Annotated in this window: 13 protein-coding genes; 12 read left to right on the top strand and 1 reads right to left on the bottom strand. The window is 58.5% G+C overall.

The genetic code is table 11. The annotated features are described in order from the left end of the window. Position 1 precedes the first annotated feature (1 nt). The 7 genes from ccoN (at position 2) to Cth01_RS09790 (ending at position 5,662) form a co-directional block, all read left to right on the top strand. Positions 2–1,438, top strand: a complete 1,437-nt coding sequence (ccoN, locus tag Cth01_RS09820) for a cytochrome-c oxidase, cbb3-type subunit I (RefSeq protein WP_034351806.1) — start codon at positions 2–4, stop codon at positions 1,436–1,438. Between the two features lie 19 nt (positions 1,439–1,457). Then, positions 1,458–2,090 (top strand): cytochrome-c oxidase, cbb3-type subunit II, encoded by a 633-nt coding sequence (ccoO, locus tag Cth01_RS09815; protein WP_003063130.1) that lies wholly within the window; start codon positions 1,458–1,460, stop codon positions 2,088–2,090. 17 nt (positions 2,091–2,107) lie between these two features. Further along, positions 2,108–2,245 carry a cbb3-type cytochrome oxidase subunit 3 gene (locus Cth01_RS09810; RefSeq protein WP_003063128.1) on the top strand — a complete coding sequence of 46 codons (138 nt, stop codon included), beginning with the start codon at positions 2,108–2,110 and terminating at the stop codon, positions 2,243–2,245. Positions 2,246–2,272: 27 nt separating this feature from the next. After that, entirely contained in the window at positions 2,273–3,184 is a 912-nt protein-coding gene (gene ccoP / locus Cth01_RS09805; RefSeq protein WP_003063126.1) for a cytochrome-c oxidase, cbb3-type subunit III, read from the top strand. Between the two features lie 82 nt (positions 3,185–3,266). After that, a complete protein-coding gene (ccoG, locus tag Cth01_RS09800) occupies positions 3,267–4,709 on the top strand; it encodes a cytochrome c oxidase accessory protein CcoG (RefSeq protein WP_045839056.1) in 1,443 nt (480 codons plus the stop codon). 126 nt (positions 4,710–4,835) lie between these two features. Next, on the top strand, positions 4,836–5,141 hold the full coding sequence (locus Cth01_RS09795) for a FixH family protein (protein ID WP_003063123.1): 306 nt from the start codon (positions 4,836–4,838) through the stop codon (positions 5,139–5,141). A 257-nt stretch (positions 5,142–5,398) separates the two neighbouring features. Continuing rightward, positions 5,399–5,662, top strand: a complete 264-nt coding sequence (locus tag Cth01_RS09790; protein WP_003080436.1) for a hypothetical protein — start codon at positions 5,399–5,401, stop codon at positions 5,660–5,662. 63 nt (positions 5,663–5,725) lie between these two features. Here the strand turns inward: Cth01_RS09790 and fnr are convergent, their stop codons facing one another. After that, positions 5,726–6,448, bottom strand: a complete 723-nt coding sequence (fnr, locus tag Cth01_RS09785; protein WP_034369963.1) for a fumarate/nitrate reduction transcriptional regulator Fnr — start codon at positions 6,446–6,448, stop codon at positions 5,726–5,728. Between the two features lie 268 nt (positions 6,449–6,716). Between fnr and hemN the strand changes: the two genes are divergently transcribed. The 5 genes from hemN to Cth01_RS09760 all read left to right on the top strand — a co-directional run bounded on the left by hemN (position 6,717) and on the right by Cth01_RS09760 (position 14,090). Next, positions 6,717–8,099 carry an oxygen-independent coproporphyrinogen III oxidase gene (gene hemN / locus Cth01_RS09780; RefSeq protein ID WP_034351809.1) on the top strand — a complete coding sequence of 461 codons (1,383 nt, stop codon included), beginning with the start codon at positions 6,717–6,719 and terminating at the stop codon, positions 8,097–8,099. A gap of 3 nt (positions 8,100–8,102) precedes the next feature. Then, a complete protein-coding gene (locus Cth01_RS09775; RefSeq protein ID WP_034351810.1) occupies positions 8,103–8,816 on the top strand; it encodes a sulfite exporter TauE/SafE family protein in 714 nt (237 codons plus the stop codon). Between the two features lie 110 nt (positions 8,817–8,926). Continuing rightward, a complete protein-coding gene (locus Cth01_RS09770; protein ID WP_072248231.1) occupies positions 8,927–10,171 on the top strand; it encodes an HD-GYP domain-containing protein in 1,245 nt (414 codons plus the stop codon). Next, positions 10,168–12,657 carry a sensor domain-containing protein gene (locus Cth01_RS09765; protein WP_012837932.1) on the top strand — a complete coding sequence of 830 codons (2,490 nt, stop codon included), beginning with the start codon at positions 10,168–10,170 and terminating at the stop codon, positions 12,655–12,657. Before Cth01_RS09770 ends, Cth01_RS09765 begins: the two co-directional genes overlap by 4 nt. 182 nt (positions 12,658–12,839) lie before the next feature. Continuing rightward, on the top strand, positions 12,840–14,090 hold the full coding sequence (locus Cth01_RS09760; protein ID WP_045839054.1) for a helix-turn-helix transcriptional regulator: 1,251 nt from the start codon (positions 12,840–12,842) through the stop codon (positions 14,088–14,090). The last annotated feature ends 1,098 nt before the right edge of the window (positions 14,091–15,188 follow it).

Below are 15,188 nucleotides of genomic sequence, written 5' to 3'. Positions count from 1 at the left end.
GATGGAAGCAACAAATAACAATGCTGTCTATTACGACGACACCGTCGTAAGACAGTTCTCTATCATGGCCGTGGTATGGGGGGTGGTAGGTATGGCGGTGGGCGTGTTTATCGCGTCCCAGCTGGCCTGGCCGGAACTCAACTTCGGCATTCCATGGCTGAGCTACGGACGTCTGCGTCCGCTGCATACCAATGCCGTGATCTTCGCTTTTGGTGGCTCGGCGCTGTTCGCGACCAGCTACTACGTGGTGCAACGCACCTGCCAGACCAAGCTGTTCATGCCCAAGCTGGCCAGCCTGACCTTCTGGGCCTGGCAACTGGTTATCGTCGGCGCGGCCATCAGCCTGCCTCTGGGTTACACCCAGGGCAAGGAATACGCCGAGCTGGAATGGCCTCTGGACTTGCTGATTGCCGTGACCTGGGTGTCCTATGCCATCGTGTTCTTCGGCACTATCGGCATCCGCAAGGTCAAGCACATCTATGTGGCCAACTGGTTCTTCGGTGCTTTCATTCTGGCCGTGGCCCTGCTGCACATCGTCAACAATATTTCCATCCCCGCCGGCTGGATGAAGAGCTACTCGGCTTACGCCGGCGTGCAGGATGCGATGGTTCAGTGGTGGTACGGGCACAACGCCGTGGGCTTCTTCCTGACCGCCGGCTTCCTGGGCATGATGTATTACTTCATCCCCAAGCAGGCGGGCCGTCCCGTGTATTCGTATCGCCTGTCGATCGTGCACTTCTGGGCGCTGATCTTCACGTACATGTGGGCGGGTCCTCACCACCTGCACTACACCGCTTTGCCTGACTGGACTCAGTCCGTGGGCATGGTGTTCTCGCTGATCCTGCTGGCTCCCAGCTGGGGCGGCATGATCAACGGCATCATGACGCTGTCGGGTGCCTGGCACAAGCTGCGCGACGATCCCATCCTGCGCTTCCTGATCGTGTCCCTGTCGTTCTACGGCATGTCCACCTTCGAAGGCCCGATGATGGCCATCAAGACCGTGAACGCGCTGAGCCACTACACCGATTGGACCGTGGGCCACGTGCACTCCGGCGCTCTGGGCTGGGTGGGTCTGATCACCATGGGCTCTCTGTACTACCTGATCCCTCGTCTGTTCGGCCGCGAGAAGATGCACTCCGTGCCCGCGATCGAGCTGCACTTCTGGATGGCGACCATCGGCATCGTGCTGTACATCGCCGCAATGTGGATTGCCGGTGTGATGCAGGGCCTGATGTGGCGCGCTGTCAACCCCGACGGCACGCTGACCTACACCTTCGTGGAAAGCGTGAAGGCGACCTATCCCTTCTATGTGATTCGCGTGACTGGCGGTCTGCTGTATCTGGGCGGCATGCTGGTGATGGCATGGAACACCTGGAAGACCGCAATGGCCGGCCGTTCCGTCAAGGTGGCAGTGCCTGCCGTGGTGGCTCACGCCTGAGCATTGAGGAGCAAAAGCAATGTCTGATCAAAATAACGCAGCTCCCAAGAGCTTTTCGCACGAGAAGATCGAGACCAGCAACTTTTTGCTGATCGCGCTGACGCTGTTCGTGCTGACCATTGGCGGCCTGGTGGAAATCGTGCCGCTGTTCTTCCAGAAGTCCACGACCGAAGCCGTGGCGGGTCTCAAGCCCTACACGCCGTTGCAGCTGATGGGGCGCGACGTCTATCTGCGCGAGGGTTGCTACAACTGCCACTCGCAGATGATCCGTCCCTTCCGCGCCGAAACCATGCGCTACGGCCACTACTCGGTGGCTGGCGAGTTCGTCTACGACCACCCCTTCCAGTGGGGCTCCAAGCGTACCGGCCCCGATCTGCATCGCGTGGGCGGCAAGTACAGCGACGAATGGCATCGCATCCACCTGAACAACCCGCGTGACGTGGTGCCCGAGTCCAACATGCCTGCTTACCCCTGGCTGGAAGCCAACAAGGTGGATGACACGGCCGTGGCAACGCGCATGAGCGCGCTGCGCAAGGTGGGCGTGCCGTACACCGATGCGGAAATCGCCGGTGCTCAGGCCGAGGTCAAGGACAAGACGGAGATGGAGGCAGTGATTGCCTATCTGCAGGTCCTTGGTCGCGCCGTCAAGTAAGAGAGAAAGGGCTGGAAATGGATATCACCACCATGCGTATCGTGGCCACGCTGGCATCGCTGGCGTGTTTCGTGGGCATCTGGTGGTGGGCGTATGCCCGCCGCAACCAGGCCCGTTTTGACGAGGCAGCTCAGGTTCCATTCCTGGAAGACTGAGTCTGATCACCACAACGAGAACATCCCATGAGCGATTTCATTAACAATTTCTGGTCGGTGTATGTCGCGGCGATTACGCTGATCGGCATCTTTGGCTGCTTGCTGCTGCTGATTCTGGTGGCCCGCAAGAAGGTCGTTCCCTCGGGCGACAACACCACAGGCCATGTCTGGGACGAAGACCTGCGTGAACTCAACAACCCCATGCCCAAGTGGTGGATGGGTCTGTTCGTGATCACCGTGGTTTTCAGCCTGGGCTATCTTGTGGTCTACCCAGGTCTGGGCGGCTTCGGCGGCAAGCTGGACTGGAGCCAGACCGGCGCCTACGACAAGGAAATGGCCAAGGCCAAGGCGGACCTGGAGCCTCTGTATGCCAAGTTCACCAGCATGCCCACCGAAGAAATGGCCAAGGATCCTCAGGCCATGGCCATTGGCGAGCGTCTGTTCATGAACAACTGTGCGCAATGCCACGGCTCTGACGCTCGCGGCAGCAAGTCCTTCCCGAATCTGGCGGACGGCGACTGGTTGCATGGCGGATCTCCCGAGAAGATCAGGGAGACCATCACCAACGGCCGTATCGGCATGATGCCGCCCATGGCGGCAGCCGTGGGCTCGGCGGAAGATGTGCGCAATGTGGCGCACTATGTGCTGAGCCTGTCGGGCAGCCCTCACGATGCCGTCAAGGCTTCGCAGGGCAAGTCCAAATTCGTGGCCTGTGCGGCTTGTCACGGCATGGACGGCAAGGGCAACCCCGCGCTGGGTGCTCCTAACCTGACCGACGACATCTGGCTGCATGGCTGGGGCGAGGCGGCAATCGTGAACATCGTCAACAACGGCAAGCACAATGAGATGCCTGCCCAGAAAGAGAAGCTGACGGAGGCGCAAATTGCCGTGCTGGCTTCCTATGTCTGGAGTCTTTCGAATACGCAAAACCAGAAGTAATGCGTTTTGAAAAGGCGGTGCCCTGGCACCGCCTTTTTCGCGTTTCAATTTTCAGTAATTACAAAAATATTAAGGAACTGCGATGCCGTGCGATCAGGGGAAGCCCCGAAAAGTCATACCGATCACGCCTGAGCCTCATGAGGGCGGGCCTGAGCTGGTGCCTATGTTCGCTTCCGAGCAAAAAGTGTACTCACGCTCTATTAGCGGCGTGTTCTCACGGTGGCGCTGGGCCATGGTGTTTCTGACCCAGATCGTCTTCTACGGCCTGCCCTGGCTGCAGTGGGGCGAGCGCCAGATGGTGCTGTTCGATCTGGGGGCCCGGCGCTTCTATCTGTTCGGACTGGTGCTGTACCCGCAGGACTTCATCTATCTGACGGGGCTGCTGATCATCAGCGCACTGGGGCTGTTCCTGTTTACCGCCGTAGCCGGGCGTCTGTGGTGCGGCTTCTCCTGTCCGCAGACGGTCTACACCGAGATCTTCATGTGGATCGAAAGCAAGGTCGAAGGCGATCGCAGTGCCCGCATGCGTATCGACAAGAGCGGCTGGACTTTGGAGAAGATCTGGAAAAAGTCGCTCAAGCAGTTTCTCTGGATCGCTCTATCTCTTTGGACAGGTTTCACCTTTGTCGGCTACTTCGTGCCCATCCGTGAGTTGGGTGTGGAGTTGATGGCCTTCCAGGGCAACTGGCAGATCTTCTGGGTGGCGTTCTACGGCTTCGCCACCTACGGCAACGCCGGCTATATGCGCGAGCAGGTCTGCAAGTACATGTGTCCCTATGCACGCTTTCAGAGTGCCATGTTCGACAAGGACACCATGATCGTCAGCTACGACGCCGAACGTGGTGAAGCTCGCGGCCCGCGCAAGAAAGACGTCGACTACAAGGCACAGGGCCTGGGGGACTGCATAGATTGCAAGCTTTGCGTTCAGGTCTGCCCCGTGGGCATCGATATCCGCAAAGGGTTGCAGTACGAATGCATCGGCTGCGGTCTGTGCATCGATGCCTGCAACTCCGTGATGGACAAGATGGAGTATCCGCGTGGCCTGATCCGGTTGACCACTCAGAATGCCGTGGCAAAGGCCTGGAAGCAGGTGCAGGTGATTCGCCGCATTTTCCGCCCGCGTGTGCTGATCTACTCGGCCGTGCTGGTGGCCCTCAGCGCCGCCATGATCGCCAGTCTGGTGCTGCGCGAGCCGCTCAAGGTCGACGTGATTCGCGACCGTGCTGCGCTTTCGCGCATCGTGGCGGGCGGCAAGCTGGAGAACGTCTACCGTCTGCAGATCATGAACGCCACCGAGTCCGAGCAGCGCTACCGTATCAGCGCCGTGGGCCTGGAGAATCTGGAAGTCGCATCCGAGCAGGAAGTGAGCGTTGGCCCGGCAGAGACACGCGGCATTGCGGTGCGGCTGCAGATTCCGTATGGCTCGGCAACTCCCGGCTCGCACCCCGTACACTTCAATGTGGATGCAGTGACTGCCGGAGCAGGGCGTATTTCCGAGAAGACGGTGTTCCTGGTGCCGCGTTAATGCCAGGTCTTGCCGGTCTTCGTGAGCCATCACGGAGGCCGGACAAGGGCACCGCCAATCGGCAACAATTTATGCCACCCTGCCATGCGTGCTCGGGTGGTCAGAATTTTGGAAAGAGGTTTCATCATGTCGGCAGCACAAGCCAAGGTCTCGCAAACGGCCAAGATCATCCACCCCGAGGACGGCAAGCCCTGGTGGAAGTTTGCCCATGTCTGGCTCATCATCGCCGGCCCGGTGATCGTGGTGATTGCCGGCTTTGTCACCGCATACATCGCACTGAGCAGGCCCGATCCCGTGATTGACCCTGACTACTACCGCCATGGCATGGAAATCAACCAGCGCCTGAGCGAAAGTGAAAAAAGCCTGGCCCCAGCAGTCACCGGTCGCAATCATGCGGCCACGCCAGCCAAGGACCATCCGCTGGATCGCTGAGCGCTCCGGCGCTTGCTCCGCCAAGGTCGCTTTTGCGGCCTTTTTTGTTGCCGATATCAAAATCAGAGCGTGTTGCGAATGCTCCGCCTAACGTTGATGTAGAAGTAAATGGTTTTTTGATATCCAGATGGCGCAGGATGCTACTGAAAAGAGAGTGGTTCAGGGTTTCCCGCCACGGTGCATGCCCGCAGTCCTGCATGAACGGTCACCACTGTTGTGCAAAATATGACCAAGCCCACAGCCCAAGGAGAATCAGGATGGATGCTCGACGCTGGATGTGGATTGTCTGGCCGGCCTTTCTGGCGGCGGCAATCATGGAGATGGTGGTTTTCGCTTTTGTGGACCCGCTGGATGTGCACTGGCTGGGCTCCCCACTGGACTGGTCGCGCCAGGCCATCTATACGGTCGCTTTTTTTGCCTTCTGGGTCGTGACGCTGATTGGAGGTGCGATGACGGTGATGCTGGGGCGCTCCGTCAGCGATCTCAATGGCGGCATCGTTTCCGAGCCTCTGCCCGAGTAACTCGCCCAGATAAAAAAGCCCGCTGTCCGCGGGCTTTGTCTTGAGAGTGTCTGTCGAATCGGTTCAGCTCTGGCATTGCTGGCTGTTGACGATGCGTTTGAGCGCCTCGGTATCCAGGATGCGCAGGTGGCGCTGCTTGACTTCCACGATGCCTTCCTCTGCAAATTTGGAGAAGGTGCGGCTCACGGTCTCGAGCTTGAGGCCCAGGTAACTGCCGATTTCTTCGCGCGTCATGCGCAGCACCAGTTCCGACTTGGAAAAGCCGCGTGCCGACAGGCGCTGGACCAGGTTCAACACAAAGGCCGCCAGGCGCTCCTCGGCACGCATGCTGCCCAGCAGCAGCATCACGCCATGCTCGCGCACGATTTCGCGGCTCATGACCTTGTGCACATGGTTCTGCAGGGCCGTGACCTCGCGCGAGAGCTGCTCCAGTTTGTCAAACGGCATGACACAGACCTCGGCGTCTTCCAGGGCCACGGCATCACAAGTGTGGTGGTCGTTGACGATGCCGTCCAGACCAATGATTTCGCCAGCCATCTGAAAGCCTGTGACCTGATCGCGTCCGTCTTCGGTGGCCACGCTGGTCTTGAAGAAGCCGGTTCGAATGGCATACAGCGAGGTGAACTCTTCGCCATTGCGAAACAGCAGCCCGCCGCGCTTGACCTTGCGGCGCGTGGCCACAATCTCGTCAATGCGCTCCATTTGTTCATCGTCCAGGCCCATGGGCATGCACAGTTCACGCAGATTGCAGTTGGAGCAGGATGCTTTGATGGTCTGAAGATTCATGGGCTTTTTGCAACGGCGCAGACAGACACAGAGTGGAGAGTCGCGCTGGTCATTGACCTCGTGGTTGAAGATGAGATGGATCAAATTGTCGCAGCACTTGCCTTGAGGTCTCTTGATTTTCATCAAGGACAGGGTGATTGCCTTGGGGCACATTGCCTGTATTCGTTCAAAAACATGCGCTTTTGCCTATTTTGGGCATGATTTTCAGGATCTGATTTCCATTGAAATCTGCTCTATACAGAGTGTGGGCGCACCCTAACTCCCAGTTATGACCGCAGTCACGCCTGAGTTGCTGAGCCGCTTTGATATCCCCGGCCCACGCTACACATCGTTCCCAACAGCCGACCGTTTTGTTGAGGCTTTTGGTGCAGACGACTACATACTGGCACTCAAGCAGCGCAAGACGCATTCTGGCTCGCGTGCTTTGCCCCTGTCCGTTTATGTGCATGTGCCGTTCTGTGAGTCGCTTTGCTATTACTGCGCCTGCAACAAGATCGTGACCAAGCATCACGAGAAGGCTGCCGAGTATCTGGACTACCTGAGCCGCGAGCTGGCCATGCATACCGAGCATTGCGGCAAAGGTCAGCTCGTAAGCCAGCTGCATCTGGGCGGAGGCACACCGACCTTCTTCAGCGATGCCGAGTTGCAGCAGCTGATGGTTTTGATGCGTGAACATTTCAAGCTGGATCCCGCGGGCGAGTACTCCATCGAGGTCGATCCGCGCACCGTCAGCAACGAGCGGCTGAGAGCTCTCAAGGACATGGGGTTCAATCGCCTGAGCTTTGGCGTGCAGGACTTTGATCCCGCGGTGCAGAAAGCGGTGCACCGCGAGCAGCCCGCCGAGCAAGTCTTTTCGTTGGTGGCCGAGGCGCGCCGCCTGGGCTTTGTCTCCATCAATGTGGACCTGATCTACGGGCTGCCCAGGCAGACGCCCGAGTCTTTTGCGCGCACGCTGGCACAGGTCAATGAGCTGCGCCCCGATCGCATTGCACTGTATGCCTATGCGCATCTGCCCGAGCGTTTCAAGCCGCAAAGGCGTATCGAATCGGCAGACCTGCCCATGGGACAGGACAAGCTGAACATGCTCTCCGGCGCAATTGATGCATTCATGGATGGCGGCTATGTCTATGTAGGCATGGACCACTTTGCGCTGCCTGACGACTCTCTGGCCATTGCCAAGCGCCAGGGGCGCCTGCATCGCAACTTTCAGGGCTACAGCACCCAGCCTGATTGCGATCTGATTGCACTGGGCGTATCGGCTATCGGCAAGGTGGGTGCGACCTACAGCCAGAACGTCAAGACTCTTGAAGAGTACTACGATGCCGTCGATGGAGGCATGCTGCCCGTGCAGCGCGGACTGGCGCTTTCGCGTGACGATCTGGTGCGCAGAGCCGTCATCATGTCCATCATGTGCCAGGGCTCCGTCCTGTATGAGCCCATGGAGCAGGCCTGGCTTATCAATTTCCGCGAGTACTTCGCTGCGGAGCTGGATGCGCTGGCAGAGATGCAGCGCAATGGCTTGGTCGAGCTGTCCGTCGAGGGCTTCAAGGTCACTGGCCTGGGCTGGTTTTTTGTGCGCGGAGTAGCCATGCTGTTTGACCGATATTTGCAGGCCGACCGGAACCGCGCCCGCTTTTCGCGCATCATCTAGCGCATGTTGTTTTCGCTGGTCTGGACTGCTTTGATCATGGGGCTCGTGGGTGGGCCCCATTGTCTTGTGATGTGCGCTGCCCCCTGCAGTGTGGTCACAGCAGCGAAGCCTGTCGGCGGCGGGCAGCCAGTTGTCGTGCTCGGCCTGCAAAAACGCCAATGGCTGCGTACCAGCCTGTTTCATCTGGGGCGCATCGCTGCCTATGCCCTGCTGGGCGGGATCGCGGCCGTGGCCATGGAAAGTCTGGCCTGGCTGACCAGTCAGACAACGGCATTGCAGAGACTTTGGACGCTGATGCATGTGGCGGTCATGGCCTGGGGGTTGGCCATGGTGGTGCAGGCGCGGCAGCCAGCCTGGCTGGAGAGGGCGGGGCGTTCCGTCTGGGCCAGGGTTCAGCCCTGGGTCACCGCGCCGGGCGGCAGTCTGGCAGCGGGCTTTGCCTGGGCACTGATGCCTTGTGGTTTGCTGTATTCGGCGGTGTTGGTGGCGGCCCTGAGTGGCGGCGCCTGGCAAGGTGCTTTGTCCATGGCTGCCTTTGCCGTTGGTGGTGCACTGTGGTTGCTGGCGGGGCCCTGGCTGTGGCAACTGGGGCAGTCGCATGTCAATGCATTGCGGGCCAGGTGGGGCACCAGAGTTGCAGGTCTGATGCTGATTGGCGTTGCGAGTTGGGCTTTGTGGATGGACCTGGTCTACAAACCCAGTCTTTGGTGCCGATAAGTCACACAAGAGGGGGTTGTTGACGCTGTTTGCATCCCAACAGACCCTAGTCATGCTTGAGCAGTCATGGAACTGCGGAATAATGTCTCATCTTGTGTGTAGCGCCCAAAGTGAATCGTTTCGTTGCTATTGATATCGGACAACTGCGTATCGGCATGTATGTCCATCTGGAGACCGGCTGGTTGCGCCATCCGTTTCCCGTCAGCAGCTTCAAGATTGTCAATGACGAGCAGTTGCAGACACTCAGGACCCTGAAGCTCAAGGCAGTTCAGGTCGATCTATCGAGAAGCGATCTGGAGGAAGCGGCAGCGCCTCCGACAGCAGACCCTCAACCCGCTCCTGCCCCCCCCGAGAACGATGCGCATGCCTGGCGTAACAGTATTTTGGGCGTGCAGTCCAGGTTTCTGGGCGCGGTTTCCGTATTTGATGACGTGCAGGCCTTGTTGCCTGTCAACCCCGAGAAGGCGCGGACAACGACGGATATGCTGGTTGCACAGCAAGTCGTCAAACTGGCGCAGGCTCGTGATCTGAGTTTGCATCTGCTCGCGGATACGGGGGGCGCCACCTTTGGCGTTCATGGTGTTAATGTCTCCGTGCTGAGCCTGTTGCTGGGTAAGACGCTGGGCCTGTGCGATGACGTATTGAAGGATCTGGGCACGGCGGCCCTGTTGCATGACATCGGCAAGCCGGGGCTTGAGATTTCCGCATCGGCCAATGCACTGAATCAGGGCACGGGCCGCACGCCACTGCGAGAGACCGTGTATGCACGTCATGTCGGAGAGTCGGTGGCATTGGCTCTAACCATGGGCTATCCTCCTTCCGTCACGACGGCCATCGCCCAGCATCATGAATGGGCCGATGGGTCAGGCTTTCCACTTGGCTTGCTGGCCGAAGATATGGACATTGCCGGACAGATCCTGGCGCTGGTCAATAATTTTGAGCGCTTGTGCAATCTGCCACTGCAAGGCAACGAAATGACGCCTCATGAAGCCATGGCTGCACTGTACGGACAGTATCGCCAGCGGTATGCGCCCGATGTGCTCAAGGCATTCGTGCAGACCTTGGGGGTCTATCCACCGGGCTCTTTGGTGGAACTAAGCGATGGGCGGATGGGCGTGGTGGTGTCTGTCAACACCAGCCAGTCGCTCAAGCCGAAGGTGCTGACCTATGACATGCAGGCGCCGCAGAAGCTGCGGTTCGTAGATTTGCTTGAATATGTGGGTTTGGGTATTCGCCGGGGCTTGACGCGAAATCAGCTTTCTCGAAATGCGTTAGAAGCTTTACAGCCGCAAAGGCGTCTTTGCTACTTTTTTGACAGTTCTGCAGCACCTGCTGCCGAGAAAGACCTCGCGTGACTTTGCAGCAGAGTTTTCTGATTGACCCTCTGCTTGCCTCCATGCTCGATGGTTTGCAGGAGGCGGTCTGGCTGCTGGATGCGCAGACATTGCGTGTCGTGCATGCCAATGCAGCCAGTATGCAGCTCACGGGCTACACGCCCGAGCAGGCGCAGGAGCAGTATGTCGATGTGCTGTGCGCCTCCCTGGTGCAAAAGGCGTTCTGGCAGGATGCCTCAAACTGGGTGGGCGGGGCGAAATTTCTCACAGAAATCTGTACAGCCAATGGTTCATTGACAGCTGTGGAGATGGGGGTGGGCTCCATCGCCCTGAATCCGCGCTGGTTGATGCTCACCATGCTCGACCGCAGCGAGCAGTTGCGGCACGAGAGCGAACTGGACATGCTGCTTGCAGAGTTGCGGGCGACGCTTGAGTCCGCTGCAGATGGCATGCTGGTCTGTGATCTGCGCGGCGGCATTCGGGCATTCAATCACCGTTTCGCGGAGCTGTGGCAACTACCCGAACCACTGCTCGTGCAGCGAGATGATGCGGCCGTCTTTGCCCATCTGGAAGCGCAGACCATCAGCAGCGAGAGTCAGTTCACTCTTCTGCAGGATGCGCAGGATCTGTCGGCTCCTGAAACCTCGGAGGTACTGCAGCTGCTCAGTGGCAGGGTGCTGGAGCGTCGCTCCGTGCCTCAGCTCAGTCGCGGTGTGGCGATAGGGCGTATCTACTCCTATCGAGACATCACGGTGGAATCCAGCTCGGCGACAGAACTACGTCTGGCTGCAAGAGTGTTCGAGTCCAGCCTGGACGGTATCTTCATTGCCGATGCCAATGGTGTCATCGTTCAGGTCAATCCGGCCGGCGGGCAGTTGCTGCATGGCAAGGCGGTGCTGGGGCTCGCTGCCTGGACTCTGTTCGAGTCCGAGGGAGGGCCTGTGTCCGACCTGCTGGAGCTGGCCGCTGCGCGCTGGGATGTGGGCAGCTTCTGGGAGGGCAATCTTTGGCTCAAGCAGAGTGAAGGTCAGCGCTGCGCGGTCTGGCTGTCCTGGGTGGCATTGCGTGACGGCTATGGGCGTCTGGTACAAAGCATTGGCTTTATGCGCGACATGACCATGCAGCGCAGTGCCCAAAAGCAGATTGAGCAGCTGGCTTACAGTGATGCGTTGACAGGGCTGCCCAATCGCCTGAGTTTGAGCCGTCACGTGCAAGCCGCAATCACTGCTGCGCGCTTCACACAGCAGCCCTTCAGCATTCTGTTTCTGGATCTGGATCGTTTCAAGATCATCAACGATTCATTGGGCCATGACTTCGGCGACCGGGTGCTCAAGCTGGTTGCTCAGCGGCTGAGCGGACTGCTGCGCCCTGCGGATGTGCTGTGCCGTCAGGGCGGGGACGAATTTGTTCTCTATCTGCATGATTGCACGGGGGAAGGGGCTTCGGCCGTGGCTGCCCGTATTCTGGACGAAATGCGCCAGCCCTTCATGCTTGACGGCCTGGGCTTTTCCGTTCAGTGCAGCATTGGGGCTGCGCAATTTCCGGCGGATGGTTTGACGCTGGACGAGCTGATTCGTCAGGCCGATATCGCCATGTATCGTGTCAAGGAGCGTGGACGCGGCAATTTCAGTTTCTACCAGCCGCAAATGAGTGCGGGTCTGCTCTCGCGCATGAAGCTGGAGCATGCCATGCGCCAGGCGCTGGACAAGGGGCATATGGCCGTGCACTTTCAGCCACAGGTACATATCCGTTCGGGTCGCATTGTGGCGGCAGAGGCCTTGCTTCGATGGACGGACCCCGAGCTGGGGGTGATTTCTCCTGCAGCCTTCATTCCCTTGGCGGAGGAGTCCGGCTATGTGGTTGCGCTGGATGCCTGGGTGCTGGAGCAATCAGTACAAGAGGCGGCGCGCTGGCTGGCTATGGACATGCCTGTCAAGGTATCGGTGAATGTCTCCGCGCTGGAGTTCAGGCAGCCGGACTTTGTGGATCGCCTCAAATATGTGCTGGAAGCCAGCGGCTTGCCGGCACAGTGGCTGGAGCTGGAACTGACCGAGAGCATTTTGCTGCAGGAAGCGCAGGAAATGGCTTTGCGCGTGCACCAGATCGCAGAGCTGGGCGTGGGTCTGGTCATTGACGACTTCGGTACCGGTTATTCGAGCTTGGCTTATTTGAAAAAACTGCCGATCTCCAAGATCAAGATCGACCAGAGTTTTGTGCGCGGCCTGCCGCACGATGCGGGAGACAAGGCCATTGTGGGCGCCATCATCAGCATGGGGCAGGCATTGGGTGTGGAACTTGTGGCAGAAGGAGTGGAAACGCAGGAGCAATGCCAGGCAATTGAGCAGTTACAGGGTGACTACTTTCAGGGCTATCTGTGCTCGCCAGCCTTGCCTGCGGAGCAATTCCGAAAGCGCTTGGAGCAGGGTGCATCCGAGCAGGAGCCGAGAGCTCAGCCGTATTCGTCGGATGACGATGCCAGTGGTATTCATATTGCAGGTCTGCAATAGTTGGAGGGCATGCTTTTTTGCTAGGTTTCCTATCGTCTGATTTGACGATGCGCAGTTTGTGGGGATTCAGCAAAATCAAGGCATTTCTTGGGCCGACTTCCGGGTGCGTGCATCAATGAAGAACGCGCGCAGAGTTGAGTAACTGTGCGGTATTTGATGGGCCGGATTTTTTGAGACAGCAGATGCCCAAAAGCGATTACGCAACTTTTGATTTCTACAACTATCGCTCGGATACTCTTCAGGCCGTCACCGGCTTTCCCGTTCCGTATGCCGTGGAGCCTGAGGCAGCTTCGTCGCCGGAACAGGTCCCGGTCATCGGTACCGAAGCCCTGAGTCAACTGATTACTGCGCTGTACGAGTCAGCCATGGACCCGCAGAACTGGAAGGTATTTCTGGAGCTGCTGCGCTCAAGCGCCAATGGCAACTACGCCTCGCTCGTGGTGCGCGACCCTCATGGTGAGAATGTGGGCTGGGTGATTTCAGCATCGAGCGGTCGCTCCGAAGTCATTCCTTACGACCCCTATGCGCAATGGAGCCCGTTTCTCGGTATCGCCAAGGACAAGGTGCTCACCCTGTCGGATGTGATGACGGAAGCCGAATGGCATTCCTGTCGCTACTACACCGACTGGTGCAAGGGGGTGGACATCGAGCACATTCTGGCAGTGGATGTCATGACCGATAACGGCTGCTCCTATGGTTGGCGCATCACGCGGCCTGCGGCGGCGGGAGCATTCGAGTCAACACATCTGGACGTGGTGCGCATGTTGGTGCCGCACCTCAAGCGGGTGTTGAACATGCAGCTGAATCTGCATCGTGACCGGCAGGTCATTTCGCTATACGGGCGTGCCACTGCGCAGCTGATGATGGGCGTGGTCATTCTCGATCAGACGGGGAAAATGATTGAAGCCAACCCAGCAGCCACCACCATTTTGAACGTGGGCGATGGAATACGGGTCAACAACGGTGCGCTCGAGGCCGTCTATGCCAATGACAATCGCCGGCTGCAGCGTCTGATCCGCGATGCCTTGCTCTCTCCCAAGCTGGAGAGCGTCTCCATGACCGAGGGCATGTCCATCACTCGCCAGTCCGGCCAACTCAACTGGGGCGTGGTGGTGCAAAGCATCTCTCCCGATGAATGGACCGAAGGCAAGCAGCGTCCCAGCGTAGCGGTTTTTCTGCGTGATACGACGGGCAAGGCAGAGCCGCCCGTCAAGCTCACGCAGCAGCTTTTCCATCTGACTCCTGCAGAGACAGCAGTGGCCACGCATCTGAGCAACGGCATGTCTTTGGAGGAGGCGGCCGAGGCTTTGGGTATCAAACCCAATACCGCCCGCGCCCATTTGCGCTCCATCTTCTCCAAGACCGGGGTACGTCGTCAGACCGAACTGGTGCGACTCTTTCTCAACAGCGTGGCCTGGTTGGGCAATCATTGATTCCAGCCCGGAAAACAGGCAAAAAAGGCCCGGCAAGCGGGCTGTTTCTTGTGCCTGGCTGGAAGCTGTTGTCAGCGTGGGGCTTACATCCGTCATCGCCTCGTGGTTGTTGGAGTCGCAGTCATGGCGCTTGAAGTCGTCATTCACTGGCTGGGTCATGCCTTAAAGGTCGGCACTATCACGGCGGAGACGCTGCCTGCAAGGTTGAAACCAGGTTTGAATGCGAAGGCAGATGCGCCACCGACGTCTGGAGCTGTCGAATGCCGGTCGCAGCCTTTCTGTTAGTCGCTTAGTACGCTTGCTGCAGAGGCGAGAGCATCGAGCACTGTCGGCTGAGTTTCCTGCGCAGGCTGCATGCAGGGGAACAGGGTGGCAGTTGTTTGCAATGCGTTGCGGCATGGTCGGAGATCTTGCTTTCCATTTTGGCTCCTCGAATGAGAAAAGCACGCGACGGGCAGGGGTTGCAGGGCGGCGCTCGTCCCTGGCCTTCTTGAAAGCTGGAGGAGATTGATGAATGGCAGCTGCCGCAGCGCTTACCAGATTGAGTGTTGAGGGCAGGACTCCAGAAAGTAAAAGCCACATAGCGGATAGCTATGGTTAAACTATGGCTGATTAATTCAGTGAGGCATGTATGGATCGAATGGATGCCAGTGCAACGTATGAAATGAGCCCGCGCAGGGTTGTGTTTGAGTACAGGACCAATGGTGAGGCTCGATCAGCAGCTATCAGTGGCGATGCGCTTGAGCGCCTGACGAGAGCCAAGGAACTTGCTGGAGCGGGGCAGAACTTGGCGGCATACAGAGCCCATTGGCAAGCAATTCATGGGCTGGCTGCGACAAAGCACGATCAAGGTCAGGGGCCTGTCGTCATTCGCGTCGGTGATATTCAAGCTCGATAGAGTGATGCGGGTCTTGTGCCAGGCTCTCTGTGCTCATGAAGGAGTCGGGCGGCAACCTTTCTTGCTTTCTGAATCTGGACGTCAAGCCATTCGGCCTTGGCGGCTGCAGCGGCCCGCTTTGTATCTTACGAAGCGGCTGTAGAGGGTATAGGGACTTAATGGTGCAGTGCGCATGGCGTTTCTGGAAGCAAAAAGCTCGC

This window comes from Comamonas thiooxydans, from assembly GCF_000964545.1.
GTDB lineage: Bacteria > Pseudomonadota > Gammaproteobacteria > Burkholderiales > Burkholderiaceae_C > Comamonas > Comamonas thiooxydans.
The sequence above is the reverse complement of the archived record's forward strand: the minus strand, read 5'-3'. Positions and strand labels throughout refer to the sequence as shown.